Source organism: Roseiterribacter gracilis (assembly GCA_018332375.1).
In the GTDB taxonomy this organism is placed as follows: Bacteria; Pseudomonadota; Alphaproteobacteria; order BOG-932; family Roseiterribacteraceae; genus Roseiterribacter; species Roseiterribacter gracilis.
Map to the genome: position 1 here is coordinate 1,577,415 of BOPV01000001.1, position 24,954 is coordinate 1,602,368.

Sequence of the window (24,954 nt, forward strand, 5' to 3'; positions counted from 1 at the left end):
GCTTGCCCGCTTCGTCGATTGGCGCTCCTGTCTCGATGGATGGGGCTGAGGGACGGCGCATGAACCGGGTGAAACGCACGATCTTCTGGCTGGCGGCGCTGGCGCTTCTGGCGCTGGACGCACGCGGTGCCGCCACCACCAAGCTGGTCTATTTCGACAACGACTTTATCGGGCCGGGCCAGAGCAACCTGAACGCGCTGATCCCGTTGCTGCGTGACCCTACGGTCAAATTACTGGGCGTCGGCGTTGTCGTCGGCGACGCGTGGGTCAAAGAAGAAACCGCGCACGCATTACGGCTGCTTGAAATCGCGGGCCGGACTGACGTGCCCGTGCTGGAGGGGGCTGCCATGCCACTCAAGCGTACGCAGGCGGAGATGCGCGACTGGGAAGCGCGCTACGGTCGCTTCGTGTGGAAGGGCGCGTGGAATGCGCCGCGCGAAGGCCGAACGTACCATCCCGACGATCCCGACTTGATCCCGCCCTCGCCCGCCGGCGCGCCGACGACGAAAGCAGCGCGCGAAGATGCCGTGTCGTTCCTGGTTCGCAGCGTGCGTGAACACCCAGGCGAGGTGACGATCATTGCCTGCGGCCCGCTGACCAACATCGCGCTGGCGCTGCGCAGCGCGCCCGACGTCGCACAGCTCGCCAAAGAAATCGTGATTCAGGGCGGTTATGTTGACACGCAGATGGCCCGCGCGACGGGCCATGCCGACTATGCCGTCGACTTCAATTTCATCTTCGACCCTGAAGCCGCGCACGAAGTACTGACGGCGCCGTGGCAGCGCATCACCATGGTCGGCGACTTCGCCAACGACGTGCCGATGACCACCGACTATATCGATGCGATCAAAAGATCTGGCAGCCCGGTCGCTGCCTATGTCGCCGCCTATGCACGCCGCGACCAGCCGATGTGGGATGAGATCGCGGTTGCGGTCGCACTCGATCGCAGCCTGGTGAAGCGCGAGACCTTGCTGCGCATGGACGTCGATATCAGCGGCGGGCCCGGCTATGGCGAAACGCGTGTGTGGCGTGAAGAACTTGCGCCCGGCAAAGGCGAGCAGACGGTGCACATGGTGCGCGCGATCGACGTGCCGCGCTTTCTCGCCGGGTTCGCGCGGCACGCATCGCAGTGATCGGGCGTTATTTGGGAAGCTGGTCCAATCGACGACTGATCGCACACATGACGAAGTCGATTTCTTGTTGCGGATGCTCCGCCGTGGCTGGGGGCGGCGAGGCCTTCCTTTTCGTCAAGTCTTCCCTCGGCATGTTCGCGATATTGGTCAGGTAGCGATCAAGAAATGAGTCGTCGCCACCGCGTTCGCGCGCGAACTTCGCGACGGCAGCGCGTTGCGTCGCGCAGGCGCGGTTTATGTCGACGATCGGATCCGCTGGCGTCGCAGCAGAGGCGTTACTCGCAAGACAGGCCGCAGCCAAAGCCATCGCAATTGCACGCATGTTTTCCTCCCGAAACGAGCTGTACAATCGTAGCAGCTTTCGGTCGGCGCAGACTCGCGAAATCCAGACGAAGCTTGGTAAAGACGGCGCGCGGATTAGGGCACTGCACGCAAGAGTGCGCGTTCGGCCGCGGTCATCTCGGTTAGATTGCCGGGCGGCATGGCGCGCGACAGACCCGCCTGCGCGCGAACCTCAGACAGGTGCCGCACGATCTCGGCTTCGCTGTCGAGACGCACGCCGCGCGGGGCGTGCGCCAGGCCCGGCCAGACTGGTTGCGCCGCATGGCACATGGCGCAGCGCGTCTGCACCGTCTCCACCAGCTGCGTGCGCGTCGGCGGCAAGGATGCAGCTTGCGCGTCGTCGCGCGGTGCACCGGCCAGGCTCAGCGCCACGATCGCAACGCCGCACGCGGCGGCAACCGCCCAGCACCACCACGGCTCTTTGCGGCCGGCATGCATTTCGTTGAAGAAATGCCGGATGGCAGCACCCGCGATCAGCAGGAGCGCGATGATGACCCAGTTGAACTGCGTCGCGAAGGCCAGCGGATTGTGGTTGCTGAGCATCAGGAACACGACCGGTAAGGTCAGGTAGTTGTTGTGCAACGACCGTTGCTTCGACCGTTTGCCGAGATAAGCTGGCGGCGTTTCGCCCTTGAGCAGCATCGCAACTGCTTTTTTCTGGTTCGGGATGATCACCAGAAACACGTTGGCGCTCATCCAGGTCGCGATGGTCGCGCCGATTTGCATGAACGCGCCGCGGCCGCTGAAGACATGCGTATAGAAATACGCAGCGAGCACCAGCAACACGAACAGAACCACGATCAGACGCCGGTCGCTGCGTCCGATGTCAGAGGTGCAGATACTGTCATAGAGAAACCAGCCGATCGCCAAACCGGCGAGGCTGACGCCGATCGCCTGCCACGGCGTCAACAAGTCGGTCGCGGGATCGATCAGGAACAGGCTGGCCGATCCGTAATAGAGCGTCGCGAGCAAAAAGAATCCGGTGATCCAGGTCGAATAGGATTCCCATTTGAACCAGGTCAGATGCTCGGGCAGCTCGGGCGGCGCCACGAGATATTTCTTCATGCGGTAGAAGCCACCGCCATGCACCTGCCAGGCTTCGCCGTCTTTCAGGCTGGCGTCGAGCGCGATGAAATAAAACGACGAGCCGATCCAGGCGATTGCGACGACCACATGCAGCCAGCGCAGGCCGAAGGTCAGCCATTCAAGAAGCGGAAGCGCAAACTCCATCAGGTACCGCACCCCGTCACTTCGCAGATATCTTCAACGTCAGAGGGTTCGAGTTCGCCCGCCAGCGCGCGCACCAGCTCGGCTGCGGTCAGCGCTGCAATCATCGGCGGACGTTTGTCGATCTTGGTCGTGCCGCCGAGCGGGCATGTGAGCTGGTCGAGCAAGGCTGCGTCGCCGCCTTCGCGTTCGAACCAGCGCCGGAAGCGCACGCGCTTGGTGTCCGACCCGATCATGCCGACATAGGCGCAGTCGCCACGCCGCAGCGCCGCGTCGACAATGTCGAAATCTTGCGCATGGCCGTGCGTCACCGCCACGATCGCCGCACCCGACGGCGCGTCATCGACCAGCAGCCAGGGCTTGTCCGACACGATGCGCGTCGCGTTGGGCGGAATCACGTCGGGAAATTCATGCGCGCGCTCGTCGATCCAGCGCACGTCGAACGGCAGCAACGACAGTGCCTGCGCCAGCGCGCGGCCGACATGGCCGGCACCGAACAACAGCACGCACGGGCGGCGCGCCTGTTCGTTGCGCTCGATCGCTTCGAGCGTGGTCAGCGTCGCGGCTGCAGCGCGTTCGAGCTTCAGCACCATGCGCCCGCCGCAACATTGGTCGAGCACCGGCCCCAGCGCGAGGTCGAGCGTCTGTTCGCTCGCCCCTGCACGCAGCAGCGCGCGCGACGCCTGGATCGCTTCATGCTCCAGCCGCCCGCCGCCGATCGTGCCGACAATCGCACCGGCATCGACCAGCATCACCGCGTCGCCGTCGCGCGGCGTCGAGCCCAATGCCTGTTCGACCGTGACCAGCACAGTCGGAATGTTGCGCGCCAGCCGGTCGCGCAAGGCGGCCGACAAAGTCACGGCTTGATCCGTTCGATCGCGTTCAGAATCGCCTCGGGTGTCGCAGGCGGATCGAGACGCGGGCAGGTCTTGTAGTCGGCGACGCTGGCGACTGCGTCCGAGATTGCGTGCAGCGCCGACATGGCCAGCATCAACGGCGGCTCGCCCACCGCTTTTGAGCGATAGATCGTTTCTTCGCGGTTGGGCCGGTCGAGCAGATGCACGCGAAAATCGCGCGGCCGGTCGCTGCAGGCGGGGATCTTGTAGGTGCTGGGCGCGTGCGTGCGCAGCCGTCCCTGCTTGTCCCACACCAGCTCTTCGGTGGTGAGCCAGCCCATTCCCTGCACGAAGCCGCCTTCGATCTGGCCGATATCGATGGCTGGATTCAGCGAGCGTCCGGCATCGTGTAGAATGTCGGTGCGCAGAATGCGGTTCTCGCCGGTCAGCAGATCGACGGCTGCTTCCGACACGGCCGCGCCGTACGCGAAATAGAAGAACGGATCGCCTTTGCCTTCGCTGCGATTCCAGTGAATGCGCGGCGTACGATAGAAGCCGGTCGCCGACAGTTGCACGCGCGCCTGATAGGCCTGTTCGACCACGACCGCGAACGGGATCGCTTCGCCGCCGACGCGGATGAAGCCGGGTTCGAACGTCACGCTGTCGGGCGGCACCTGCGAGCGTTCGGCGGCGAATTCTGCCAGGCGCGTGCGCACCGCAAGCGCTGCATTGCGTGCCGCCATGCCGTTCAGATCGGCGCCCGACGACGCCGCCGTCGCCGAGGTGTTCGGAATTTTGCCGGTCGAGGTCGGCGCCAGGCGGATCTGCGCGGGATCGATCTGCAACGTCTCGGCGACGATCTGCAGAATTTTGACGTGCAGCCCCTGCCCCATTTCGGTGCCGCCGTGATTCAGCTGCACCGACCCGTCGCGATAGACATGCAACAACGCGCCGGCCTGGTTGTACGGCGTGTGCGTGAAGGAGATGCCGAATTTGACCGGCGTCAGCGCGATGCCGCGGCGGATGGTTTTGCTGCGCGCATTGAAGTCGCGGATCGCAGCGCGGCGCGCCTGATAGTCCGAGCGTGTTTCCAGCTCATCAATGAGTCCGGGCAACAGGTCGTCGCGCAAGGTCTGGTGGTATGGCGTCACGTTGCGCTCGGTCGCGCCGTAGAGATTGCGCTTGCGCACCTCCAACGGATCAAGACCCAGCGCATAGGCGATCTCTTCGATAACGCGCTCGGCGCCGAGCATGCCTTGCGGACCGCCGAAGCCGCGAAAGGCGGTGTTCGATTGCGTATGCGTGCGCAGCGGCAAGGACGACGCTTCGACATGCGGATAGAAATAAGCGTTGTCGCAATGAAACAGCGCGCGGTCGGTGACCGGGCCCGACAGGTCGGCGGAAAAACCGGCGCGCGCGGCATAGTCGAATTCGACGCCGAGAATCTGGCCCTGCTCGTCGAACCCAACCTGAAAGCCGATGTCGAAATCGTGCCGCTTGCCAGTGATGACCATGTCGTCGTCACGGTCAGGACGGATTTTCGCGGGACGTCCGGTCAGACGCGCAACCAAGCCTGCGGCCGCAGCAAATCCGTTCGCTTGCGTCTCCTTGCCGCCAAAGCCGCCGCCCATGCGGCGCAGCTCGACCGTTGCCGTGTGATTGGCCTGGCCCAGCACGCGCGCAATGACGTGTTGCACTTCGGTCGGATGCTGGGTCGAGCAATGGACCAGCACGTCGCCGTCCTCGCCCGGCAGTGCCAGCGCGACCTGGCCTTCGAGATAGAAATGCTCTTGCCCGCCGACGCGCATGCGGCTTGCCAATTTGCGCGGCGCCTGCGCGATGGCGCGTTGCGGATCGCCGCGGCGTAAGGTCAGCGGCGTGCAGACCAGGTCGCGTTTGGCGCGCGCCGCATCGATGTCGAGAATGGCGGGCAATTCGCCGTAGCGGATGCGGCCTAGTTTGGCGGCCCGGCGCGCCGCATCGCGCGTTGTCGCGGCGACCAGGAAAATCGGTTGGCCGACATAAAGAACGCGATCGGCGGCAAGCAACGGCTCGTCGCCAAGCCCCATGGCGCCGACATCGTTGTCGCCAGGAATGTCGGCGGCAGTGAAAACCTGCACGACGCCAGGGGCCGCACGGACCGCGTCGAGATCGATCCCATCCAACGTCGCGTGCGGCTTGGACGACAGGCCGAAACAGAGATGCAGCAGCCCGGCCGGTTCGGCCATGTCGTCGACATAGCGCGCCTCGCCCGCCACATGTTTGTGCGCGCTGTCATGCACCGCCGGCTTGGCGACATAGACGGTTGTTTCGTCAGACGATTGCATGGACATACGCATCGGGTTCGAGACGCGTTGCAGTCTCGCCCGCCAGTTCGCGATAGAATTTCAGCAGCAGATTGCGCGCAACGCGCGTGCGGTACGACGCCGATGCGCGGTGATCGTCAATCGGCGAGAAATCCTGATCCAACGCCAACATCGCAGCTTCGAAGGCGGCTTCGTTGAACGACCGCCCCTGCAGCGCAGCTTCGGCGCGCGCGGCGCGGCGCGGCACGCCGTCCATGCCGCCGAAGGCCAGGCGCGGTTCCAGGATCGCGCCGTCGACCAGTTCAAAGCGTAGCGCGGCACAGACCGACGAAATGTCCTGGTCAAACCGCTTGCCGATCTTGGCGGCCGCGTAGCGCGTGGTTGCAGCGGGCAGCGGCACGCGGATGGTTTCGATGAATTCACCCGGCCAGCGCTGCTGCGTGCCGTAAGCGACGAAGAATTCTTCGATCGGCAACGCGCGACGTTCGTCGCCACGGCGCAACACCAACTCGGCGCCCAGTGCAATCAGCGCCGGCGATCCGTCGCCGATTGGCGATCCGTTCGCGACATTGCCCGCCAAGGTGCCGACGCTGCGCACTTGCGCGCCGCCGATGCGGCGGATCAGCCGCGCGAAGTCGGGATAGAGACCGTCGAAGATCGGCTCAATGTCGGCATAGGTGACGGCAGCGCCAATTTCGATCGTGTTGTCGACCTGCTCGACCCGGCGCAGCGCATCGATCGCGCCGACATAGATCAGATGCGGCAGGTCACGCGTCAGCTTGGTCGCCCACAGCCCGACATCGGTTGCGCCCGCGACCAGCCGTGCATCTGGAAAGGCCAGGAACAACGACGCCAGCTCGTCGGTGGTGCGCGGCGAATCCCAGCGCGCACCGTCGCGACGGAACGACAGCGACGTGCCGTCATCCAGCGCGCGCAGCTTCGCGACGATGGTTTCGTCGAGCCGCATATGGGCGGGTTCGGGTTGGGCCGCCATGGCGGCTGCAACGATCGGCGCGTAGCCGGTGCAGCGACATAGATTGCCCGCCAGCGCGCGGTCGATCTCGCCTTCGGTCGGTTGCGGGTTGGTGCGTTTCAACGCCGCCAGCGACATGACGAAGCCCGGCGTACAGAAACCGCATTGCGAGCCGTGGTGCTCGACCATCGCGCGCTGCACCGGATGCGCGCCGCCGAGATCTTCGACGGTTTCCAGCTGCAGCCCATCGATCGAAGCGAGAAAGCGAATACAGGCATTGACCGGTTCGCTGACCAGATTGCCGTCTTCGATCCGTCCGACCAGCACCGTACAGGCACCGCAATCGCCTTCGGCGCAGCCTTCTTTGGTGCCGGTGCGCCGCGCTGTGTCGCGCAGCCACGACAGGATCGTCGTGGTCGGCGTCGCGTCGCGCACGATGCAGACTTCGCCGCCAAGCAGGAAACGGATCTCCTGTCTGCTTGCCTGGGGCATTTGTCAGCTTCCCCGGTAGGTCGAATACCCGTAGGGCGAAACCAGCAAGGGCACGTGATAGTGCTGCGCGCCGGCGGTGCCGAAGCGAACCGGCACGTCGTCGAGAAAGCGCGGCTCGGCGCCAAGCCCGGCAGCGGCGAAATACTCGCCGACCGAAAACACGATCTCGTACTCGCCCGCCGGCATCTCCGGCAGCAACGGCACGACACGACCGTCCTGGTTGGTGACCGCGTCGGCGATCAGATGCTGGTGATCACCATGTTGGACGTAGACGCGCACGCGCATGCCCGCCGCAGGACAGCCCTGGGCCGTGTCCAACACGTGTGTGGTGAGTTTTCCGAATTTGATGCCAGTCTCGGCCAAGAATTTCCTCCGTCGCGATCGGCGGAAGCTTTCTCCGATGCGCAGTGGGCTAGGCTTCGCCTATCCTCACCGTCATGTCGACAAAACAAGCTGCTCAGACGCCGAGTTCGATGGACCGTGACACCTTCGTCGCGCGCTTCGCAAGCGTGTTCGAACATTCGCCCTGGATCGCGCAACGCGCGTGGGAACAGGGAATCGGGCCGGACCAAGACAATCCCGACGGGCTGCATGCGGCGCTTTGCGCGGTCCTGGCAAAAGCTGACCGATCGGCCAAGATCCGTCTGGTCCAGGCCCATCCGGATTTGGCTGGAAAATTGGCAATCGAGGGCGGGCTGACGCAGGAATCGCGCGCTGAACAGGCAAGTGCCGGCCTGGACCAATGCAGTCCGGATGAGTTCGCCCGCTTCCAGACCCTGAATGCGACCTACACCAAGCGCTTTGGATTTCCCTTCGTGATCGCGGTGCGCGGCCTGTCGCGAGCGCAGATTCTCGCGGCTTTCGAGCAACGCGTCGGCAACGACCCCGACCAGGAGCTGGCCACGGCGCTGGTTCAGATCGAGCGGATTGCCCTGCTACGCATCCGGGATCTGTTCGCGGCCGCTTAAGCCGGCACGCGCATTGCGAAGCAGCCGCACATGCGTGCGGTTGCTCTCGATCTTCCGGCCACCCCAGTACGGCTACAGCGAGCCGATGGCGCCGCCTGTCTGCGCTTCGCGCGGCGCGGCCCCAGCAGCGCGCTGGCCGACCTCTATCAGCGCGCGCCGTGCCGCGTTCTCTTCCCCCACCCGCCCGCACACGAGCCGCCGCAAGCGGTGCTGGTCACCACGACCGGCGGCCTAACGGGCGGCGACCGGTTGCGCGTCGACGTTGCGGTCGATGCCGGCGCGGCTGCGACGGTCACGACGCAGGCAGCCGAGAAACTCTATCGCTCCGCCGGTGGCGACGCCGAGATCGACATCTCCATCAGCGTCCAGCGCGGCGGCTGGGCCGAGTGGCTGATGCAGGAAACGATCCTGTTCGACGGGGCGCGGCTGCAGCGGAAAACGCAGATCGACGTCGCCGAGGGTGCGCGCCTGCTGGCAGTCGAAAGCCTCGTCTTCGGGCGCAGCGCGATGGGCGAGAGCTTCACGCGCGGCACAGTGTTCGATTCCTGGCGCCTGCGCCGTGACGGAAAGCTGCGCTGGGCCGACGCACAACGGTTCGACGCCGCCGATACGCAACTGCGCTTTTCCTACCAAGGCGCCGCAGCGGCAGCGACCTTGCTCTATGTCGGTGCCGACGCGCCGTCGCGCCTGGCGCTGGTGCGCGACACGCTGGACGGCGACGGCGGTGCGACCGTGATGGACGAGCTGTTGCTGGTGCGCGCGATTGCGGACGACGCGACGTCGTTGCGCGCAACCGTGGCGAGGCTGGTTGCCGCGTTGCGCGGTGCAGCCGGATTTGCGGCGACGGTCCCGCGCGTCTGGCAGTGCTGACGCGATGCATCTCACCAACCGCGAGAAAGACAAGCTGCTGGTCGCAATGGCAGCGCAGGTTGCACGCCGCCGCCTCGAACGCGGCGTCAAGCTCAACCATCCCGAAGCGATCGCGCTGATCACCGACATGGTGGTCGAAGGCGCGCGCGACGGCAAAAGCGTGGCGCAACTGATGCAGGACGGCGCCAAGGTGCTGACGCGGGCGCAGGTGATGGACGGCATCGCCGAGATGATCCACGAGATTCAGGTCGAAGCGACCTTCCCCGACGGCACTAAGCTGGTGACCGTGCACGAGCCGATTCGATGATCCCGGGCGAGATCCTCACCGACGATGGCGACATCGAGCTCAATGCCGGTCGCGCGACGATCGAATTGACCGTCGCCAATAGCGGCGACCGGCCGGTGCAGGTCGGGTCGCACTATCATTTCGCCGAAACCAATCCAGCGCTGCGCTTCGATCGCGCCGCGGCGCATGGGATGCGGCTCGATATTCCAGCCGGCACGGCGGTGCGGTTCGAACCGGGACAGACGCGCGACGTGCGCCTGGTCGCCTATGCAGGCACGCGCACCATCATCGGGTTTCGCAGCGAAGCATGAGCACGCGCATCACCCGCCGCGCCTACGCGCAGATGTTCGGCCCGACGACGGGCGACCGGATTCGTCTTGCCGATACCGAGCTGTTCATCCGCGTCGAGCGCGACCACACGATTTACGGCGAAGAAGTCAAATTCGGCGGCGGCAAAGTCATCCGCGACGGGATGGGCCAAAGCCAGTTGAGCCGCGCCCAAGGCGCGCCCGACACAGTGATCACCAACGCGGTGATCCTCGATCATTGGGGCGTCGTCAAAGCCGACATCGCGCTCCGCGACGGACGGATTGCGGCGATCGGCAAAGCGGGCAATCCCGACGTGCAGCCCGGCATCGACATTCCGATCGGCCCCGGCACCGAAATCATCGCGGGCGAAGGCAAGATCATTACCGCGGGCGGAATCGACGCGCATATTCATTTCATCTGCCCGCAGCAGATCGAAGAAGCGTTGCATGCCGGCGTGACCACCTTGCTCGGCGGTGGCACCGGCCCCGCGCACGGCACCTTGGCCACGACCTGCACGCCGGGCCCCTGGCACCTCGCGCGCATGTTGCAAGCAGCCGAAGCTTTCCCGGTCAATCTGGGATTCTTCGGCAAAGGCAATGCGAGCCGCCCCGACGCACTGCGCGAAATGATCGAGGGCGGCGCCTGCGGTCTGAAGCTGCACGAAGATTGGGGCACGACGCCGGCGGCGATCGATTGCTGCCTGTCGGTGGCCGACCAGTACGACGTGCAAGTCACCTTGCACACCGACACGCTGAACGAATCCGGTTTTCTCGAAAGCACCGTGGCTGCTTTCAAAGGCCGCACCATTCACGCCTTTCACACTGAAGGCGCCGGCGGCGGGCACGCACCCGACATCATTCGGCTGGCTGGCGAAGAGAACGTGCTGCCCTCCAGCACCAATCCGACGCGGCCTTACACGGCCAACACGCTCGACGAACATCTCGACATGTTGATGGTGTGCCACCATCTCGACCCGCGCATTCCCGAAGACGTCGCGTTTGCAGAAAGCCGCATCCGCAAAGAGACGATCGCGGCCGAAGATATTCTGCACGATCTCGGCGCCTTCTCGATGATGAGCAGCGATAGCCAAGCAATGGGGCGGATCGGCGAAACCATCATCCGCTGCTGGCAGACCGCCGATAAAATGAAACGGCAACGCGGCGCGCTGTCGCCCGATGACGCGCTGGCCGACAATTTCCGGGCTCGCCGCTATATCGCGAAATACACGATCAACCCCGCCATCGCGCACGGCATTGCGACCGAGGTTGGCTCGATCGAAGTCGGCAAGCTGGCCGATCTGGTGCTGTGGTCGCCCGCTTTCTTTGCGGTGAAGCCCGACATGATCGTCAAAGGCGGCATGATCGTCGCCGCACCGATGGGCGATCCCAACGCGTCGATCCCGACGCCGCAGCCGGTACATATGCGACCGATGTTCGGCAGTTTCGGTCGTGCTCGTATCGAAACCTCACTGCTTTTCACCAGCAAGGCTGCGGTCGAGCTGGATCTCGGTCGCACGTTGGGGCTGCAACGCGGCTTGCACGCAGTTGCCAATGTGCGCGGCGGCATTTCGAAACGTTCGATGATCCTGAACGACGCGCTGCCGAAGATCGAAGTCGATCCCGAAACCTACGAAGTGTGCGCCGACGGCGACTTGCTGACCTGCGAACCCGCGACCGTGCTGCCGATGGCGCAGCGCTATTTTCTGTTCTGACGGAGCCAGCCGATGCGCAGCTGCACCGAGATTCTCGCCGCCGGAAGTTGGGACCCGGCCGATGCGTCGGACCGGGTGGTGCTGGATCACGACCAGCGTCATCGCCGCCGCCTGCGCCATGTCGGCGAACGCGGCATCGAATTCCTGATCGACTTTCCGCGCGCCGTCGTGCTGCGCGACGGCGACGGGCTGAAACTCGACGACGGGCGCATCATTGCGGTGATCGCCGCGTCCGAACGGCTGCTCGACATTCACGCGCACGATCCGGCGACGATGCTGCGACTGGCCTGGCATATCGGCAACCGCCACCTGCCCGCCGAACTCGGCGCCGCACGAATCCGCATTCGCGAAGATCACGTGCTGCAGCAGATGCTCGAAGGGCTGGGCGCGCACGTGCATCTGGTCGAGGCGCCGTTCGATCCCGAAGGCGGCGCCTATGAAGCACACGGTCATTCGCATCTGGAGGTCATGACGCGATGATCGACCTGCGCCTTCTCGCCTGGACCTCGCCCAATTGCCCGACCGGTGCCTTCGCCTACAGCCACGGGTTGGAGCAGGCGGTCGAAGATGGTGATGTCACCAACGCCGACGAGCTGGTCGAGTTCATCGAGGCGGTGCTGACGCGCGGCGGCGGTTGGGTCGATGCGGTGATGTTCGCCGCCACCTATCGCGCCGATCCGGAACGGCTCGACGAAATTGCCGATCTCGCCGCTGCCTTTCGCGGCAGCGCCGAGACCTCACTGGAATCGCTGCAGCAAGGGCGCTCGCTGTTGAGCGTACTGCGCGCCGCCTGGCCGCATCCCGCGTTGGACGCCTTTGCCGAACGACGCGGACGCGAGCCGATCGCGCAGCCGGTCGCGATGGCGCTCGCCTGCGCCGCACATGAAATCAAACTGCCGGACGGGTTGGTGGCGCAGCTTTACGCCACTGCTTCGTCGCTCGTCTCGGCAGGCGTGCGGCTGGTGCCGCTGGGACAAACACAAGGACAGATCGCGATGGCGCAATTGATGCCGGTGATTCAACAAGTGGCGGCGCTCGCCTATACGGCAAAGCCCGACGAGATCGGCACCAACGTCGTGCGCATCGAACTTGCGTCGATGCGGCACGAAACCCAAACGACGCGGCTGTTCCGGTCATGAACGGCCCGCTACGCGTCGGCATCGGCGGCCCGGTCGGATCGGGCAAGACTGCGCTCACCGATCGTTTGTGCAAGCTGCTGCGCGACATCTACGACGTCGCCGCAATCACCAACGACATCTACACCAAAGAAGACGCCGAGTTTCTGACCAAGTCGGGGGCACTGTCGCCGGAACGGATCATGGGTGTCGAAACCGGTGGCTGCCCGCACACCGCAATCCGCGAAGACGCGTCGATCAATCTCGCCGCGGTCGAAACGATGGTGGGACGGTTTCCGTCACTGGAGCTGCTGTTGATCGAAAGCGGCGGCGACAATCTTGCGGCAACCTTCAGCCCCGAGCTTGCCGACCTCACCATCTACGTCATCGACGTGTCGGCCGGCGACAAGATCCCGCGCAAAGGCGGCCCCGGCATCACGCGGTCCGATCTGCTGGTGATCAACAAAACCGATCTGGCGCCGTTGGTCGGCGCTTCGCTGGGCGTGATGTCGCGCGATTCAAAAAAGATGCGCGGCGAACGCCCGTTCCTGTTCACCAACCTCAAGGAGAATCGCGGCGTGCACGAGATCGCAACCTTCCTGGTGGAAAAAGGTGGCCTGCCCTCGCGCCGCCTGCCCGACGCGGTGCCGCAATGAACCGCCTCCTCTCGCTCTTACCGTCGTTGCTGCTGGCGACGCCGGCGCATGCACATCCCGGTCACGACGCTGGCTTCCTGGGCGGCCTCGCACATCCGATGCTCGGCGCCGATCATCTGCTCGCGGCGTTGCTGGTCGGTTTGTGGGCGAGCCAGCTTGGCGGACGCGCACGCATCGCGATTCCGCTGCTGTTCGTCGCGACGGTCGGGATTGCGGCGGTGGCTGCGATCTACGGTTTTGCGCCGCCCGCAATCGAAACTGGCATTCTGATTTCGATGCTGGTGCCGGGCTTGTTGCTGGCCAGCGCCGTACGCGCGCCCTTGCCTGCGGTCGCGGCACTGGTTGCGTGTTTCGCCTGGATGCACGGCGCCGCGCACGGCGTCGAACGTCCCGACGACGCCAACACCGCGGCCTATCTCACCGGCCTGTTGCTGACCACCGGCATGCTGCACGCGATCGGCGTCGGCACCGGCGCGATGTTGCGCGCGCAGGGCCTGCGTGTTGCAGGCTCAATGGCGGTGGTCCTGGCGCTTATTGCTGCGTGATGTGATTGAACGGAAAGTCCGGCGTCACGGAATCGGCGAAACAGCGCGAGCAAGTCACGCGTTCGGTGTGGCGTCGTTCTTCCATCTGCTTGCGCAGCTTTGCGCGATGGACGTTTTGCAGCACGTCGACAAATCGTTCTTTGGTGAAATCGCCGATCGATTCGATGCGCTGAAAATCCTGGCAGCATTGCAGCACGGTGCCGTCGCAATCGACGATCAGATCGTCGGCGATCTCGGGGCCGCAGCGCACCGGCTGCGGCGCCAGCGACAGCGCGTCGAAGATCGTACGGTCTTCTGAACAACGGCTCATCAGCGCGTCGAAATGCACGAAATGCGCGCCCAGCGATTGGAAATGGGCGCGGATCGACGCGGCTTCGTGCAGGTTTTTGCGCGAAATCGGAACCGACACGTCGACCTTGCCCGGGAAGGCGTCGAAGATTTCCTGGAATTTCGGAAAGACGCGCTCGGCGCGCAGCGGCCGCATCAGATCGTCATAGATAACCGGGTCCAAGGACTCGCAATGGAGCGAAATCACCGACGCATATTCGTTCAGCTCGGCGTGCTTGGCGCGGTTGAACGCGGCGCCGTTGGTGTTGATCGACAACAACACGTCGGGCAGGTGTTTGCGTAGATAGCGCGCGCGTTCGAGCACGAACGGATCGACCAGCCCGTCACCGAGCAGACCGAACGCAATTTGACCTTCGACCGGCAGGCGATATTCGACGATGCCGTCGATGATCTTGCGAAAGATCTCCATCGGCATCGGCGTGCGCGGATTGTGCGCGGTTTCCGCTTTGCCGGTCGGGCAGTGAATGCACGAGGCGTTGCAGGTGCCGGTGGTACCGAGAATCACATAGCGCACACGTTCCGGCCAGTCGGCCGGACGCGGCTGCATCGTCGTCAATTCGCGCCGCGGGTGCGGCAGCGTGGAATCGACAAGGATCGAGCTGTGAAATAGCGCTTTCGCGACCGCGGGACGTTTGCGCTGGCGAGCGCGCACCCCGTCCCAAAACAGACGCAGTGCGACTTTTCGACGAAGCCGACTCATACAAATGCCCTTGGTGCTCGCGCCGGAAGCGAATCTGTCTCCCGCGCTGCGTATACAGTAACCTTGCAACAGCCTTGTGAAAAGGCGCGCTTGGCCGCGCCTCTGTGAACGACAAGTAGGTCGAGAAATTCCGCCGTCCATTGCGGACGGCACGCGCCGCGGTTCGCGCTAGCTCTTCGGCGACTTGGTCGTTTTCGGCTTGGCGCGTACGCGCTGCCGGCGCGGTTTGGGGTCGGCGATCATGCGCGGCCCGGCTTCGAGCAGCAGCACGAAGGGCTGCACGTTCAGCGCGTGCGCGACATCGCCCAACATCTTCACCGTCGGCGAATGCGCGCCTTTTTCCATCAAGCCGATATAGCGCACGCTGCATCCGACCCGCTTCGCCAACTCTTCCTGGCTGAAGTCGAGCGCCTGCCGCAGCATCTTGATGTTGTGCGAGACGAGGTCGGTGAGATCCATGTCCCTACTCTACCGTCGCGACGTCGGCATTGCGATCAAGCGCTTTGGCCAAAGCTTCGAGCCGGCGCGTCACTGCATCGGCGACCAGATTTACGCTGTCGCCGCTGAGTTCGAGCGTCAGATTCTTGTTGCCAAGTTTCAGCGCGGTCCGTTCCAGCAGCCGCGGCGTACCGCCCGTCATCGTCAGCGCAAGACGTAGGGCGAGACCCAGTATCGTCGCGTGGCGCCGCGCCTCTTCTGGCAGAAGCTGTTGGGCGGCAACCACCATCGGATCGTCGGGCTTGCCGCCATAGCGCACGTACAGAGTCAGCGCCAAGAAAGCCCGGCCGAAATGATCCAACCCGCCGAACGGCACGCGCAAGGTGCGCAAATACGCATGCAGCGCGCGATAGTCGGGATGTTCCAGCCACGCCATGTCCGACAACAGACACGCGGCGTGATAGAGGCGCGTGCGCGCCGGCTGCAGATCGGACGGCCAGATCGGACGCGTCCAGTCGATCAGCGAATCCGGTTCGCCGAAACGGCCCGACCGGTCCGCCATTTCGGCGCACGCATCGAGCAACGGATCGACCGGGCGCTGCGACGCCGGTAAACGATCGAAGAGAATGCCTTCGCGCAAACCGTAGGCGGAAAAGACCAGCCGCTTGGGCTCGACCTGTTTCAGCAGACGTTCGATCACCATCGCCGCGTAGGGCAACGCTTCGGCGCGGCGCCGGGAAATCGTCGTCGCCTGTTCTAGCGACGAGCGGCTTTGCTTCGACAGAAGCTGCGCGAAATCAACCGCCGCTTTCGCATCGATCGCATAGTGATGAATGATGTGCAGCGGGTGATGCACCTGCTCCATATGCACTTTGGCGAAGGCACGGAAAGCGCCGCCGACGGCGTAGAAATCTTTGCCCTTGGCTTCGCGTAGCCACGGCAGATCCGAAATCTGCGCATCGATCGCTTTGCGCACCGCGTCGCGCCCACCATCGATCGCCATCAAACGGAACGGGCCAAGCGGGCGCGACACGCGCGTACCGACATCGCCTTTGTCGAGCCGCACCAATTCGACCGAGCCGCCGCCCATGTCGGCCATCAACCCGTCTGCGTCGGGCGTACCTGACAGCACGCCTTGCGCCGACAGGCGGCCTTCTTCATCGCCGCCGATCAGCACGACGTCCAAGCCGGCGCGCGTCTTCAACAGTTTCAGAAAGTCAGGACCGTCTTGCGCGTCGCGCACCGCAGCGGTCGCGACGACGTGGAGTTCGGCGACTTCCATGCCGCGTAGCAGGCGGCTGAACCGCGTCAGCGACGCCAATGCCTGCGCCACACCGTCGGGATTGAGCTTGCCGGTTTGCGCAACCGTCTTGCCCAGCGCGCAATAGACCTTTTCGTTGAACAGTTGAATCGGCGCGCGCGTCACGCCTTCGAACACGACGAGACGGATCGAGTTCGATCCGATGTCGATGACGGCGACGCGCGCATTGCTGCTTTTCGGTGACGGCACCGAACGGGTTCCTCGCTCAGTACGCACAATCCGCCTTCAACGCTTCAATTTCGGCTTTTGCTTCTTGTCGCCCGATGCGCTGCCGCGCCCCGATAGCGAAGGATTGGTCATGAAGAACTCGTGCGCAGAAAAAGGCTTCGGACCAGGCGTATTGCGCACCCATTGGTTGTCCGGCGTGAGTTGCCACGTCTGCGTATCGTCCTTGAGGTTGGCGACCAGGATCTGATCGAGAATCTGCTGATGCACGGTCGGGTTTTCGATCGGAACCAGGGTTTCGATGCGGCGGTCGAGATTGCGCGGCGCCCAGTCGGCCGAGCCGATGAACAGCTTGGCCTTGGCGTGCGGCAGCGCATGTCCGTCGCCGAAAGCTGCGATGCGCGCATGTTCGAGGAAGCGTCCGATCAACGAGCGCACGCGGATATTTTCCGACAGGCCGGGCACGCCGGCACGCAAGCAGCACATGCCGCGAATGACCAAGTCGATCTGCACACCCGCAGCCGACGCTTCGTAGAGCAGCTCGATGATCTGCTCGTCGACGAGCGAGTTCATCTTGGCCCAGATCGCCGCCGGCCGTCCTGCCTTCGCGTGCGCGATTTCGTTGCGAATCTGCTCTTCCAGCTTGGCGCGAATGCCGCCCGGCGAGATCGAGACTTTCTCCAACCCGTCCGGCTTCGCGTAGCCGGTCATGTAGTTGAACATGCGCGTCGCATCGCGCGTCAGTTCCGGGTCGCAGGTGAAGAAGCTGAGGTCGGTGTACACTTTGGCCGTGTACGGATGGTAGTTGCCGGTGCCGTAATGGACGTAGCTGCGTAGCTGCCCCGATTCACGACGCACCACGAGCGAAACTTTGGCGTGGGTCTTGAGATCGGTGAAGCCGAACGTTACCTGCGCACCTGACCGTTCCAGGTCGCGCGCCCAGCGCATGTTGGCTTCTTCATCGAAGCGCGCTTTCAGCTCGACGCAGGCAGTTACCGATTTGCCGGCCTCGGCCGCTTCAATCAGCGCCTGCACGATCGAGCTGTCGCGCGAGGTGCGATACAGCGTCTGTTTGATCGCAACCACGTCGGGGTCGCGCGCTGCCTGGCGCAGGAACTGCACCACCACGTCGAAACTTTCGTACGGGTGATGGACGACGAAGTCCTTGGCCTGGATCGCGGCGAAGCAATCGCCGCCGAAATCGCGGATGCGCTCGGGAAAGCGCGCCACATACGGCGTGAACAGCAGATCAGGACGTTCGTCGATGATCAGCTGTTTGACGTCGGTGATGCCGATCAGGCTTTCGAACACGCCAACATCTTCTTCCGGCACGGCCAGCTGGTCGCGCAGGAAGGTCAGCAGATCCGAGCTCATGTCGCTGGAGGCAGCCAGCCGCACCACGTTGCCGCGGCGGCGGCGCTTGAGCGCGGTTTCGAAATTCTTCAGCAGATGTTCGGCGTCGATATCGATGTCGAGATCGGCGACTTCGAGATCGCTGTCGCGCAGGATGCGGAACACGCCCGAGCTTTTCAGGCGGAATTTCGGAAACAGCGCCGGCACGTGCTGCAGCACGACCTGTTCGATCGGAATGAAGCGAACTGCGTTGTCTTTTTCGGCGCGCGACGGCAGGCGGATGAACCGGTCGAGCTGACTCGGCATCAACACGATCGCATCGAGATCGCGTTGCCCGGTCTCGTCGAACAATTCGACGGCCAAACCCAGCCCCTTGTTCGGAATGAACGGGAATGGATGGGTCGGTCCGACTGCGATCGGCGTCAGGATCGGGAAAATCTCGTGCACGAATTTCCGCGACAGCCAGCGGCGCTCGTCGTCGGTCAATTCCTCGGCGTCCAGCACCGCGATGCCAGCGGCGCGCAGCTCTTCGCGCATCCCCATCCAGGTGCGGCGCACATTGCGCATCAAGAGCTGCACTTGCCGGTGCACGGCTGCGAGCTGTTGGGCCGGGGTCATGCCCTCAGACGGCGCGGTATAACCGGCCGCGATCTGCTGTTTCAGGCCCGCAACGCGGACCATGTAGAATTCGTCGAGGTTTGACGCGGCGATCGACAAAAACCGGATCCGCTCGAACAGCGGGTGGTTGGGATTCTGAGCTTCTTCCGAAACGCGCTGGTCGAAGGCGAGCCAGGACAGCTCGCGATTGATCAAACGGTCTTCGGGCGCGATTGCCGGCTCGATCCCTAGGGAATCTGCGGCCATAGGCGCGTCGTCTCGGGCTTCCCGGGCGATGGTCATGTCGCAGGACCTCGGTATTTCTCGGTGCGGGACGGCTGGGTTCTTGCCCGCGGCGCAGGCGTCAGCACTATAGCGGCGCGACTTCGTCCAGCCCAGCCCAGCGCGGCGGTTCCGTGAAGAGTTTGACCCTCCTTCGGCACGCGAAATCGTCTTCGGACGACCCCGGCCTGAGCGATTTCGACCGGCCGCTCAATGCGCGCGGCGTTGCGGCTGCGACTGCGATCGGCCGGCACCTCCACGCACATCGGGTTCAGTTCGATACGGTCCTGGTCTCGGCGGCGCGGCGCACGGTCGAAACCTGGACCCTGCTCGCAGCCGAACTCGAACACCCGCCGGCTCCGACCGTCGAACGCACACTCTATCTATGCGGCCGGCGCGCCCTGCTGACCCGGATCCGCGCCCTGCCCGAAGACGCGGCCTCGGTCCTGGTCGTGGCGCACAATCCCGACCTGCACGAAATTGCCAGCGCGCTTGCCGCCGACGGCGACCCGGTCGAGTTGGCGCGTATGCACCAGCATTTCCCGACCGGCGCGATGGCGGTTCTTCGCTTCGACGGCGCCTGGTCGAAATTGGCCGAAGCAAGTCTCGATTCCTACGTCGTTCCGCGCGAGCTCGAGGAAACATGAGAACAACAAATCACCTCGATGGCGGCACCCACGGCGCACCGCGCAGCAAATCGCGCATGGGGCCGCGCATTGCGACCGCGTTCCGGCGCATCGTGCGCACCAATGTCGCGCGCGCACGCGATCACATGCCCGACATCGCGACCGACGATCCCGAAGGCGTGCACCAGACGCGCGTCGCGCTGCGCCGGTTGCGCTCGGCCGTCGTGCTGTTCCGCCCGTCGCTTGGCAAGACGGTGCCGAAACCGCTCGAGACGCGGCTCAAGACGGCGGCGCAGGCTTTGGGCACAGCGCGCGACTGGGACGTGTTTCTGCAAGAGACGTTGCCGTCGCTGTTGCGTGACGACGACGACCGCGCGACCGCAGCGCCCTTGCTCGCGCTGGCGGAGACGACACGCAAACGCGCCCGCGCCGCCGCCAAGCGCGCGCTGGCCAACAAAGGCCTCACCGGAAGCCTGGTGCAGCTCGAACGCGCATCGGGCGAGTTCGAAGATTCGTCGCCGCTCGGCGATCAGGCCAGCGACTGGCTCGACCGGCGCTGGAAGACGTTGCGCAAACGCGGCGGCAAAGATCCGACCGCGCATGGCGCAGCCGCGCTGCACGACGCGCGCATCGCGCTCAAAAAACTGCGCTACGCGGTCGAGTTCACCGACGGTCTTTATGACCGCGACGCGCATGCCGCGTTTCTGCTGCGCTTGACCGAGCTGCAGAAAAGCATGGGCGGGTTGAACGACCTCGCGGTCGCGCTGGAGCTGCTGGAAAAGCTACGCGCCGCGGACGTCGACGAAGCCGCGGCAAAGCTGGTGGAAAAACGCATCAACCGCGCCTATCGCGACGGTGCGCGCGAGGTGCGCAAGCCGTGGCGTGCGCTGATGCGCAGCGAACCGCACTGGCGTTAGGTTCCTTCGAACAAACTCCGCCGCGCCGCCAGCGCGGTACCGAAGAAGGTCATCGCGGTCGCGACCCGCGCCGTCGTGCGCAGATCTTCGTGCGTCAGGAGCCACAGCTCGTTGGTCGGCTCGATCTTGTGCAAACGGCGCAGGCCGTTGCTGCGGTCGCCGAGAAAACACGGCAAGGCCGCGCGTCCCAATCCAGCCGCCGCAAGATCGCGCATCGTCAGCAGCGAATCCGCTTTCGCCACGATTGGCGCATCGGCCCGGGTTTCGCGCAGCCAGCGCGCAACCGTCGTGTTCGACAAGGAATCGTCGGGCGCGATCCAGCCTGCGGTTTCGTCGGCGCCGTAGACCGCAAAAGCGATCGTCGCGACTTTGCGTCCGACCAGCGAGTCCGGCGCCTGGCTCGCGGGACGAATGGCGAGGTCGGCGTCGCGCTTGGATAGGTTGGCAAACTGGTTCGAGGTCGACAATTCGACCTGCACGTCGGGATGCGACGCGGCGAAGGCGACGAGAATTTCCGGCAGCACCGACGCAGCCAGCGTGTCGGTCGTGGTGATGCGCAACGGACCCGCGATGCGCAAATCGGCGCCCAGCACCGCGCGTTCGAATTCGGCCGCCAACCCGTCCATGCGCCGCGCTTTGTCGAGCAGCGCCTCGCCCGCTTCGGTCGGCACGTAGCCGCTCGGCTGCCGGTCGAACAAACGCACGCCGAGCGTTTCTTCAAACGCAGTGACGCGGCGTAGCACCGTCGTGTGATTGACGCCGAGCACGCGCGCGGCCGCCGCCAGCGAGCCCTGCTCGGCCACCGCCAGCGCGTAGCGCAGATCGTCCCAGTCAAGTCGCTGCATGGCGCCCAAGCTGCCGCGCCCTGTGCGTGCGTGCAATGCCGGACGGCCGACTTGCAGATCGCGTCCGCGGCCCACGCAACCCAGGTTCCGGCTCACCCAAAGCAAGGAGCCAGAGTCGTGATAGACCTTTTCACCTACGGCACGCCCAACGGGCGCAAAGTTTCGATCATGCTGGAAGAAACCGGCCTGCCGTACGAGACGCACATCGTCGATATTGAAAACGGCGCGCAGAAAGACCCTGCCTTCGTCGCGATCAGCCCCAACGGCAAGATCCCCGCGATTCGCGACCGCACCACCGGCCGCACCATGTTCGAGTCCGGTGCGATCCTGCTGCACTTGGCAGAGCGCAGCGGCAAGCTGCGCCCCGATGACAAGACGCGCGCAGCGACGTTGCAGTGGAGTTTTTTCCAAGCAGCGCATCTGGGACCGATGCTGGGCCAGCTTTGGCATTTCCGCACCGCGAGCGAACACGCGCCGTACGCGCTGCAGCGCTACGAGCGCGAGAGTAACCGGCTGCTCGACGTGATGGATGTGCGGTTGGGGCAAAGCGCTTTTCTGGCCGGGCTGGATTATGGCATCGCCGACATCATGTCGTTCCCGTGGGTCGATTCTGCGCGCGATCCGCTGGCGCTCAATTTTGACGGACGGCCGCATCTCGCGCGCTGGCATGCCGAGATTGCAGCGCGTCCTGCAGTCCAGCGCGGCATGAAGGTACCGGTATGAATGCGTGGCTGATGCTGACCGCGGCGGGGTTGCTCGAAATCGTCTGGGCGATTGCGCTCAAACACACCGGTGGCTGGACGCGACTGGTACCCAGCGCGATCGGAATCGCCAGCGCATTGGCAAGTTTTCTGCTGCTGGCGGCAGCGTTGAAATCGCTGCCGGTCGGCACCGCCTATGCGGTGTGGGTCGGGATCGGCGCGCTGGGTGTCGCCATCGTCGGAATCGTTGCGCTGGGGGAAAGCGCGGCGCCGTTGCGGATCTTGTGTTTGACCTTGATCGTCGGCGGCGTGATCGGGCTCAAGCTTCTCGAGGCTTGAGCACGTCACGAACAAGTTGCGCCGTGACGCGCCGCTTGGCCGCCAGCGCTGCGCGGTCGATCGCTTCGACCGCACGCGCGACGCCGTCGACCGATCGTTCGACCCGCGTCAACAACGCGTCCAACGCATCGACGCCAACTTCGAGCTGACGGTCGGCGAACAGTTTCAACGCAACACCGGCCAGCAGCGCGTCGTCAGGCGCCTCGATCGCAACCACCATCGCCGCGTTCAAGCGCGAACGCAGATCGGCGAGACGCAAGTTCCACCGCGACGGCGGTTCGCGGCCGGTCAGCAACAGCTTGCCGCCGCGCGCCTTGGCGCGCTCGATCAGATGAAACAGTCCTTCTTCGAGCATCTTGTCGCCCGCTGCCATCGCAGCATCGTCGACCAGCACCGCATTGACGCCGGCATTGACGTCGGTGCTGGCGCCGCTCTTGGCGCGCCACACTTGCGCGAGATGCGATTTGCCGCTGCCGGCCGGACCGTGCAGCACCAAGATCACGAACGGCCAATCAGGCCAGCGATCGATCCACGCAACCGCAGATTCGTTCGACGGCGCGACGAGAAAATCATCGCGGCCCAACGCCAGGCGGTGCGGCAGGTCGAGTGGGATTTGTGCGGGCGGCATGACCGCGTCTGTCTAAAGCAAGCTGCGCCGCGCCGTCAGCTCACATCCGTGGTGATCAGCGCGGTTTCCACTGGTTCTTCGTAGAATGGGCTGGCGAGATAGCGGCGAATGCCGAACCGCACCAACACGCCGATCACGGCCGCGACCGGCACCGCCAGCAGCACGCCGAGAAAGCCGAACAAAGAACCACCGGCCAACAAGGCGAAGATAATCCAGACCGGATGCAGCCGGACGCGGTCGCCGATGAACAGCGGCTGCACCACGTTGCCTTCCAGAATCTGGCCCAGCACGAAGATGCCGATCACGATAAAGACGTTGCTGCGGTCGTCATATTGGCCCAGTGCGACGCCGACCGACACGACGAAGCCGCTGATCGTGCCGACATAGGGCATGATCGAGATCACGCCGATGAACAGGCCGATCACCAGCGCGAAGTCGAGCCTGACCAGCGACAAGGTGATCGAATAAAACACCGCCAGAAACAGACAGACCAACGCCTGGCCGCGCACGAAGCCGGTCAGCGTTTCGTCCATTTCGGCGAAGATGGCGCGCAACGTGCCGCGCGAACGGCGCGGCAGCCAGGAATCGATACGCTGCACGATCAGGTCCCAGTCGCGCAGCAGATAGAACGACACGACCGGCGCGATCAGCAGGATCGACAGGACGTTGACCAGCGCCATGCCGCCGGCAACCAACGTGCCCAACCCGCCGGCCAGCCATTTCGCCGCGTCGCCAGCGTAGGTGCCGACCGCTTTCTGCAGCTCTTCGGCGCCGGTGCTGGAATAGGTCGCGACCAGCTCTTCGAGTTGCGGCAGCAGGCGCAGACGCACCGCATCGAAATAGGCGGGAACGCGACCGATCAATTGCCAGAGCTGCGCCTGCACCAGCGGCACGATCAGCAGCACGAAGCCGATCATCAGCGCGAACACGCCGATCAGCACGATCACGGTCGCGGCCCAGCGCGGCACACGCAGCCGTTCCAAACGATCGGCGATGGGATCGAACAGAAAGGCGATCGCCGCGCCGAGCGCGAACGGCAACAGCACTTCGCGCAGCTCGTACAACAGAAAGACGAGAACGGCGCCGACGATCAGCCAGAACCAGGCGTGGCGCCCCATGCCGTGTGTCGTCATCAATTCGTGTTCGACGAAGCAGGCGCGCCGCCGCGCGCCAACTGGAAGGTGCCGGCGGCATTGTTGGCGCCGACATTGATCGGCGCGCCCAGCGCGAAGCCGGTCTGCTGCAACGCCAGCCGCAGCCGTTCGACGTCGCCGGCATACTCGATCGCGACGCGCGCTTCGTTGCGCGCCAGGCCCATCAATTCGACTTTCTTGGCGCCTGGCGTGCGCTGCAACGCGTCGCGCGCGCTGGTCCAATCGGCCAGCGATGCAATCGGCAGAACCAGACCGAACCGTTGCGCCGGTCCGCTCCACGGTTCGACACCGGCCAAGGTCGTTTCACCAGCCGGCGGTGCTTCCAGCGCGCCGGCCGCAATCTTGGCGCCGTTGCGGCTCAGATAGGCCTGCGTGCGATCGGGACGAAACCGCACCGTCAGCGTGCCGATCCAGCGCGTCGCCGAACCGCGTTCGGTCTGCACTTCGAAGTCGCGCACCATCGAATCGAGCTGCGCCAGATCGGGATGCGGCGCCGCCCCCTGATTGGCGACCAGACGTTCGGCCAGTTTGTCGAAGGCGCGGGCATAGCCCTGCGCGATCGCCTTGTCGCGGGCCGCAACCGCGCTGTCGGCGCTGGCATCGACCGTGATGTCGCGGACTTCCCAGGGATCGTCGGCGCGGGCTGCCCCAGGCAAACTAAGAATCGGCGCCAGAAGCAACAAAATCAGCGCGAAAAAGCCCCAAAAACGGGACAAAGCGATGCGTTTCGGCGTCATTGCAAACAGGCCCGCCTTCGGACAAAAGAAGGGC

At 64.6% G+C, this 24,954-nt stretch carries 28 protein-coding genes; 14 read left to right on the forward strand and 14 right to left on the reverse strand.

Annotated elements, in window-relative coordinates; all coding sequences use genetic code 11:
* Nucleotides 1-59: 59 nt before the first annotated feature.
* Nucleotides 60-1,133: a nucleoside hydrolase gene (locus TMPK1_RS07830; protein WP_420242419.1), complete on the forward strand. Its 1,074-nt coding sequence runs from the start codon at nucleotides 60-62 to the stop codon at nucleotides 1,131-1,133.
* Nucleotides 1,134-1,140: 7 nt separating this feature from the next.
* On the opposite strand, the gene TMPK1_RS07835 is transcribed toward TMPK1_RS07830, so the two are convergent.
* The 6 genes from TMPK1_RS07835 to uraH all read right to left on the reverse strand — a co-directional run bounded on the left by TMPK1_RS07835 (nucleotide 1,141) and on the right by uraH (nucleotide 7,672).
* Entirely contained in the window at nucleotides 1,141-1,455 is a 315-nt protein-coding gene (locus TMPK1_RS07835) for a hypothetical protein (protein ID WP_420242420.1), read from the reverse strand.
* Nucleotides 1,456-1,550: 95 nt separating this feature from the next.
* A complete protein-coding gene (locus tag TMPK1_RS07840; RefSeq protein ID WP_420242421.1) occupies nucleotides 1,551-2,705 on the reverse strand; it encodes a urate hydroxylase PuuD in 1,155 nt (384 codons plus the stop codon).
* Entirely contained in the window at nucleotides 2,705-3,562 is an 858-nt protein-coding gene (gene xdhC, locus TMPK1_RS07845) for a xanthine dehydrogenase accessory protein XdhC (protein WP_420242422.1), read from the reverse strand. The genes TMPK1_RS07840 and xdhC overlap by 1 nt, the downstream gene beginning before the upstream one ends.
* Nucleotides 3,559-5,865 (reverse strand): xanthine dehydrogenase molybdopterin binding subunit, encoded by a 2,307-nt coding sequence (gene xdhB / locus TMPK1_RS07850; protein WP_420242423.1) that lies wholly within the window; start codon nucleotides 5,863-5,865, stop codon nucleotides 3,559-3,561. The genes xdhC and xdhB overlap by 4 nt, the downstream gene beginning before the upstream one ends.
* Nucleotides 5,852-7,309 (reverse strand): xanthine dehydrogenase small subunit, encoded by a 1,458-nt coding sequence (xdhA, locus tag TMPK1_RS07855; protein ID WP_420242424.1) that lies wholly within the window; start codon nucleotides 7,307-7,309, stop codon nucleotides 5,852-5,854. Before xdhA ends, xdhB begins: the two co-directional genes overlap by 14 nt.
* 3 nt (nucleotides 7,310-7,312) lie before the next feature.
* Entirely contained in the window at nucleotides 7,313-7,672 is a 360-nt protein-coding gene (gene uraH, locus TMPK1_RS07860) for a hydroxyisourate hydrolase (protein WP_420242425.1), read from the reverse strand.
* A 110-nt stretch (nucleotides 7,673-7,782) separates the two neighbouring features.
* Here uraH and uraD point away from each other — a divergent pair, with 110 nt between their 5' ends.
* The 9 genes from uraD to TMPK1_RS07905 are packed head-to-tail and all read left to right on the forward strand — an operon-like array spanning nucleotide 7,783 to nucleotide 13,769.
* The gene (gene uraD / locus TMPK1_RS07865) at nucleotides 7,783-8,277 is read left to right on the forward strand and encodes a 2-oxo-4-hydroxy-4-carboxy-5-ureidoimidazoline decarboxylase (protein WP_420242426.1); all 495 of its coding nucleotides are present in this window, start codon (nucleotides 7,783-7,785) and stop codon (nucleotides 8,275-8,277) included.
* A 30-nt stretch (nucleotides 8,278-8,307) separates the two neighbouring features.
* Nucleotides 8,308-9,147 (forward strand): urease accessory protein UreD, encoded by an 840-nt coding sequence (locus tag TMPK1_RS07870; RefSeq protein ID WP_420242427.1) that lies wholly within the window; start codon nucleotides 8,308-8,310, stop codon nucleotides 9,145-9,147.
* Nucleotides 9,148-9,151: 4 nt separating this feature from the next.
* The gene (locus tag TMPK1_RS07875; RefSeq protein ID WP_420242428.1) at nucleotides 9,152-9,454 is read left to right on the forward strand and encodes an urease subunit gamma; all 303 of its coding nucleotides are present in this window, start codon (nucleotides 9,152-9,154) and stop codon (nucleotides 9,452-9,454) included.
* Nucleotides 9,451-9,744: an urease subunit beta gene (locus TMPK1_RS07880; protein WP_420242429.1), complete on the forward strand. Its 294-nt coding sequence runs from the start codon at nucleotides 9,451-9,453 to the stop codon at nucleotides 9,742-9,744. Before TMPK1_RS07875 ends, TMPK1_RS07880 begins: the two co-directional genes overlap by 4 nt.
* A complete protein-coding gene (ureC, locus tag TMPK1_RS07885; RefSeq protein ID WP_420242430.1) occupies nucleotides 9,741-11,453 on the forward strand; it encodes an urease subunit alpha in 1,713 nt (570 codons plus the stop codon). Before TMPK1_RS07880 ends, ureC begins: the two co-directional genes overlap by 4 nt.
* A 12-nt stretch (nucleotides 11,454-11,465) precedes the next feature.
* Nucleotides 11,466-11,933: an urease accessory protein UreE gene (locus TMPK1_RS07890; protein ID WP_420242431.1), complete on the forward strand. Its 468-nt coding sequence runs from the start codon at nucleotides 11,466-11,468 to the stop codon at nucleotides 11,931-11,933.
* Nucleotides 11,930-12,592 (forward strand): urease accessory protein UreF, encoded by a 663-nt coding sequence (locus TMPK1_RS07895; protein WP_420242432.1) that lies wholly within the window; start codon nucleotides 11,930-11,932, stop codon nucleotides 12,590-12,592. The genes TMPK1_RS07890 and TMPK1_RS07895 overlap by 4 nt, the downstream gene beginning before the upstream one ends.
* Nucleotides 12,589-13,224, forward strand: coding sequence for an urease accessory protein UreG (gene ureG / locus TMPK1_RS07900; RefSeq protein WP_420242433.1), 636 nt, complete (start codon nucleotides 12,589-12,591; stop codon nucleotides 13,222-13,224). Before TMPK1_RS07895 ends, ureG begins: the two co-directional genes overlap by 4 nt.
* The gene (locus TMPK1_RS07905) at nucleotides 13,221-13,769 is read left to right on the forward strand and encodes a HupE/UreJ family protein (protein WP_420242434.1); all 549 of its coding nucleotides are present in this window, start codon (nucleotides 13,221-13,223) and stop codon (nucleotides 13,767-13,769) included. The genes ureG and TMPK1_RS07905 overlap by 4 nt, the downstream gene beginning before the upstream one ends.
* Here the strand turns inward: TMPK1_RS07905 and TMPK1_RS07910 are convergent.
* The 4 genes from TMPK1_RS07910 to TMPK1_RS07925 all read right to left on the reverse strand — a co-directional run bounded on the left by TMPK1_RS07910 (nucleotide 13,756) and on the right by TMPK1_RS07925 (nucleotide 18,958).
* Complete coding sequence (locus TMPK1_RS07910) at nucleotides 13,756-14,817, reverse strand: radical SAM protein (protein WP_420242435.1); 1,062 nt, start codon at nucleotides 14,815-14,817, stop codon at nucleotides 13,756-13,758. The two genes, TMPK1_RS07905 and TMPK1_RS07910, sit on opposite strands and share 14 nt — an antisense overlap.
* 168 nt (nucleotides 14,818-14,985) lie before the next feature.
* Nucleotides 14,986-15,276, reverse strand: coding sequence for a helix-turn-helix domain-containing protein (locus TMPK1_RS07915; protein ID WP_420242436.1), 291 nt, complete (start codon nucleotides 15,274-15,276; stop codon nucleotides 14,986-14,988).
* Nucleotides 15,277-15,280: 4 nt separating this feature from the next.
* Nucleotides 15,281-16,765 (reverse strand): Ppx/GppA family phosphatase, encoded by a 1,485-nt coding sequence (locus TMPK1_RS07920; protein WP_420242437.1) that lies wholly within the window; start codon nucleotides 16,763-16,765, stop codon nucleotides 15,281-15,283.
* Between the two features lie 36 nt (nucleotides 16,766-16,801).
* Nucleotides 16,802-18,958 carry an RNA degradosome polyphosphate kinase gene (locus tag TMPK1_RS07925; protein ID WP_420242438.1) on the reverse strand — a complete coding sequence of 719 codons (2,157 nt, stop codon included), beginning with the start codon at nucleotides 18,956-18,958 and terminating at the stop codon, nucleotides 16,802-16,804.
* A gap of 149 nt (nucleotides 18,959-19,107) precedes the next feature.
* Between TMPK1_RS07925 and TMPK1_RS07930 the strand changes: the two genes are divergently transcribed.
* Together TMPK1_RS07930 and TMPK1_RS07935 are read left to right on the forward strand one after the other, a co-directional pair.
* On the forward strand, nucleotides 19,108-19,620 hold the full coding sequence (locus TMPK1_RS07930; protein WP_420242439.1) for a SixA phosphatase family protein: 513 nt from the start codon (nucleotides 19,108-19,110) through the stop codon (nucleotides 19,618-19,620).
* Nucleotides 19,617-20,516, forward strand: a complete 900-nt coding sequence (locus TMPK1_RS07935; protein WP_420242440.1) for a CHAD domain-containing protein — start codon at nucleotides 19,617-19,619, stop codon at nucleotides 20,514-20,516. Before TMPK1_RS07930 ends, TMPK1_RS07935 begins: the two co-directional genes overlap by 4 nt.
* Here TMPK1_RS07935 and TMPK1_RS07940 read toward each other — a convergent pair.
* Entirely contained in the window at nucleotides 20,513-21,361 is an 849-nt protein-coding gene (locus TMPK1_RS07940; RefSeq protein ID WP_420242441.1) for a LysR family transcriptional regulator, read from the reverse strand. The two genes, TMPK1_RS07935 and TMPK1_RS07940, sit on opposite strands and share 4 nt — an antisense overlap.
* A gap of 117 nt (nucleotides 21,362-21,478) precedes the next feature.
* On the opposite strand from TMPK1_RS07940, the gene TMPK1_RS07945 reads away from it, so the two are divergent.
* Nucleotides 21,479-22,084, forward strand: coding sequence for a glutathione S-transferase family protein (locus TMPK1_RS07945; RefSeq protein WP_420242442.1), 606 nt, complete (start codon nucleotides 21,479-21,481; stop codon nucleotides 22,082-22,084).
* Nucleotides 22,081-22,401 carry a quaternary ammonium compound efflux SMR transporter SugE gene (gene sugE, locus TMPK1_RS07950; protein WP_420242443.1) on the forward strand — a complete coding sequence of 107 codons (321 nt, stop codon included), beginning with the start codon at nucleotides 22,081-22,083 and terminating at the stop codon, nucleotides 22,399-22,401. The genes TMPK1_RS07945 and sugE overlap by 4 nt, the downstream gene beginning before the upstream one ends.
* Here the strand turns inward: sugE and TMPK1_RS07955 are convergent.
* From TMPK1_RS07955 to TMPK1_RS07965, 3 genes are read right to left on the reverse strand one after another with little or no spacing between them, the layout of a single operon-like run.
* Nucleotides 22,382-23,029, reverse strand: coding sequence for an HdaA/DnaA family protein (locus tag TMPK1_RS07955; protein ID WP_420242444.1), 648 nt, complete (start codon nucleotides 23,027-23,029; stop codon nucleotides 22,382-22,384). The genes sugE and TMPK1_RS07955 overlap by 20 nt on opposite strands.
* Before the next feature lie 35 nt (nucleotides 23,030-23,064).
* Nucleotides 23,065-24,162, reverse strand: coding sequence for an AI-2E family transporter (locus TMPK1_RS07960; protein ID WP_420242445.1), 1,098 nt, complete (start codon nucleotides 24,160-24,162; stop codon nucleotides 23,065-23,067).
* Nucleotides 24,162-24,920 carry a DUF2066 domain-containing protein gene (locus TMPK1_RS07965; RefSeq protein WP_420242446.1) on the reverse strand — a complete coding sequence of 253 codons (759 nt, stop codon included), beginning with the start codon at nucleotides 24,918-24,920 and terminating at the stop codon, nucleotides 24,162-24,164. The genes TMPK1_RS07960 and TMPK1_RS07965 overlap by 1 nt, the downstream gene beginning before the upstream one ends.
* Nucleotides 24,921-24,954: the final 34 nt, after the last annotated feature.

Bases quoted from the DNA above. Each gene is read 5' to 3' on its own strand.
- xdhB (WP_420242423.1), bottom strand. From the start codon at position 5,865: ATGCAATCGTCTGACGAAACAACCGTCTATGTCGCCAAGCCGGCGGTG.
- TMPK1_RS07910 (WP_420242435.1), bottom strand. From the start codon at position 14,817: ATGAGTCGGCTTCGTCGAAAAGTCGCACTGCGTCTGTTTTGGGACGGG.
- TMPK1_RS07890 (WP_420242431.1), top strand. From the start codon at position 11,466: ATGCGCAGCTGCACCGAGATTCTCGCCGCCGGAAGTTGGGACCCGGCC.
- ureC (WP_420242430.1), top strand. From the start codon at position 9,741: ATGAGCACGCGCATCACCCGCCGCGCCTACGCGCAGATGTTCGGCCCG.
- xdhA (WP_420242424.1), bottom strand. From the start codon at position 7,309: ATGCCCCAGGCAAGCAGACAGGAGATCCGTTTCCTGCTTGGCGGCGAA.
- TMPK1_RS07875 (WP_420242428.1), top strand. From the start codon at position 9,152: ATGCATCTCACCAACCGCGAGAAAGACAAGCTGCTGGTCGCAATGGCA.
- TMPK1_RS07870 (WP_420242427.1), top strand. From the start codon at position 8,308: ATGCGTGCGGTTGCTCTCGATCTTCCGGCCACCCCAGTACGGCTACAG.
- TMPK1_RS07955 (WP_420242444.1), bottom strand. From the start codon at position 23,029: ATGCCGCCCGCACAAATCCCACTCGACCTGCCGCACCGCCTGGCGTTG.
- TMPK1_RS07925 (WP_420242438.1), bottom strand. From the start codon at position 18,958: ATGGCCGCAGATTCCCTAGGGATCGAGCCGGCAATCGCGCCCGAAGAC.
- TMPK1_RS07840 (WP_420242421.1), bottom strand. From the start codon at position 2,705: ATGGAGTTTGCGCTTCCGCTTCTTGAATGGCTGACCTTCGGCCTGCGC.
- TMPK1_RS07835 (WP_420242420.1), bottom strand. From the start codon at position 1,455: ATGCGTGCAATTGCGATGGCTTTGGCTGCGGCCTGTCTTGCGAGTAAC.
- TMPK1_RS07960 (WP_420242445.1), bottom strand. From the start codon at position 24,162: ATGACGACACACGGCATGGGGCGCCACGCCTGGTTCTGGCTGATCGTC.
- TMPK1_RS07965 (WP_420242446.1), bottom strand. From the start codon at position 24,920: ATGACGCCGAAACGCATCGCTTTGTCCCGTTTTTGGGGCTTTTTCGCG.
- uraD (WP_420242426.1), top strand. From the start codon at position 7,783: ATGGACCGTGACACCTTCGTCGCGCGCTTCGCAAGCGTGTTCGAACAT.
- TMPK1_RS07935 (WP_420242440.1), top strand. From the start codon at position 19,617: ATGAGAACAACAAATCACCTCGATGGCGGCACCCACGGCGCACCGCGC.
- TMPK1_RS07940 (WP_420242441.1), bottom strand. From the start codon at position 21,361: ATGCAGCGACTTGACTGGGACGATCTGCGCTACGCGCTGGCGGTGGCC.
- ureG (WP_420242433.1), top strand. From the start codon at position 12,589: ATGAACGGCCCGCTACGCGTCGGCATCGGCGGCCCGGTCGGATCGGGC.
- sugE (WP_420242443.1), top strand. From the start codon at position 22,081: ATGAATGCGTGGCTGATGCTGACCGCGGCGGGGTTGCTCGAAATCGTC.
- TMPK1_RS07895 (WP_420242432.1), top strand. From the start codon at position 11,930: ATGATCGACCTGCGCCTTCTCGCCTGGACCTCGCCCAATTGCCCGACC.
- TMPK1_RS07880 (WP_420242429.1), top strand. From the start codon at position 9,451: ATGATCCCGGGCGAGATCCTCACCGACGATGGCGACATCGAGCTCAAT.
- TMPK1_RS07905 (WP_420242434.1), top strand. From the start codon at position 13,221: ATGAACCGCCTCCTCTCGCTCTTACCGTCGTTGCTGCTGGCGACGCCG.
- TMPK1_RS07830 (WP_420242419.1), top strand. From the start codon at position 60: ATGAACCGGGTGAAACGCACGATCTTCTGGCTGGCGGCGCTGGCGCTT.
- TMPK1_RS07915 (WP_420242436.1), bottom strand. From the start codon at position 15,276: ATGGATCTCACCGACCTCGTCTCGCACAACATCAAGATGCTGCGGCAG.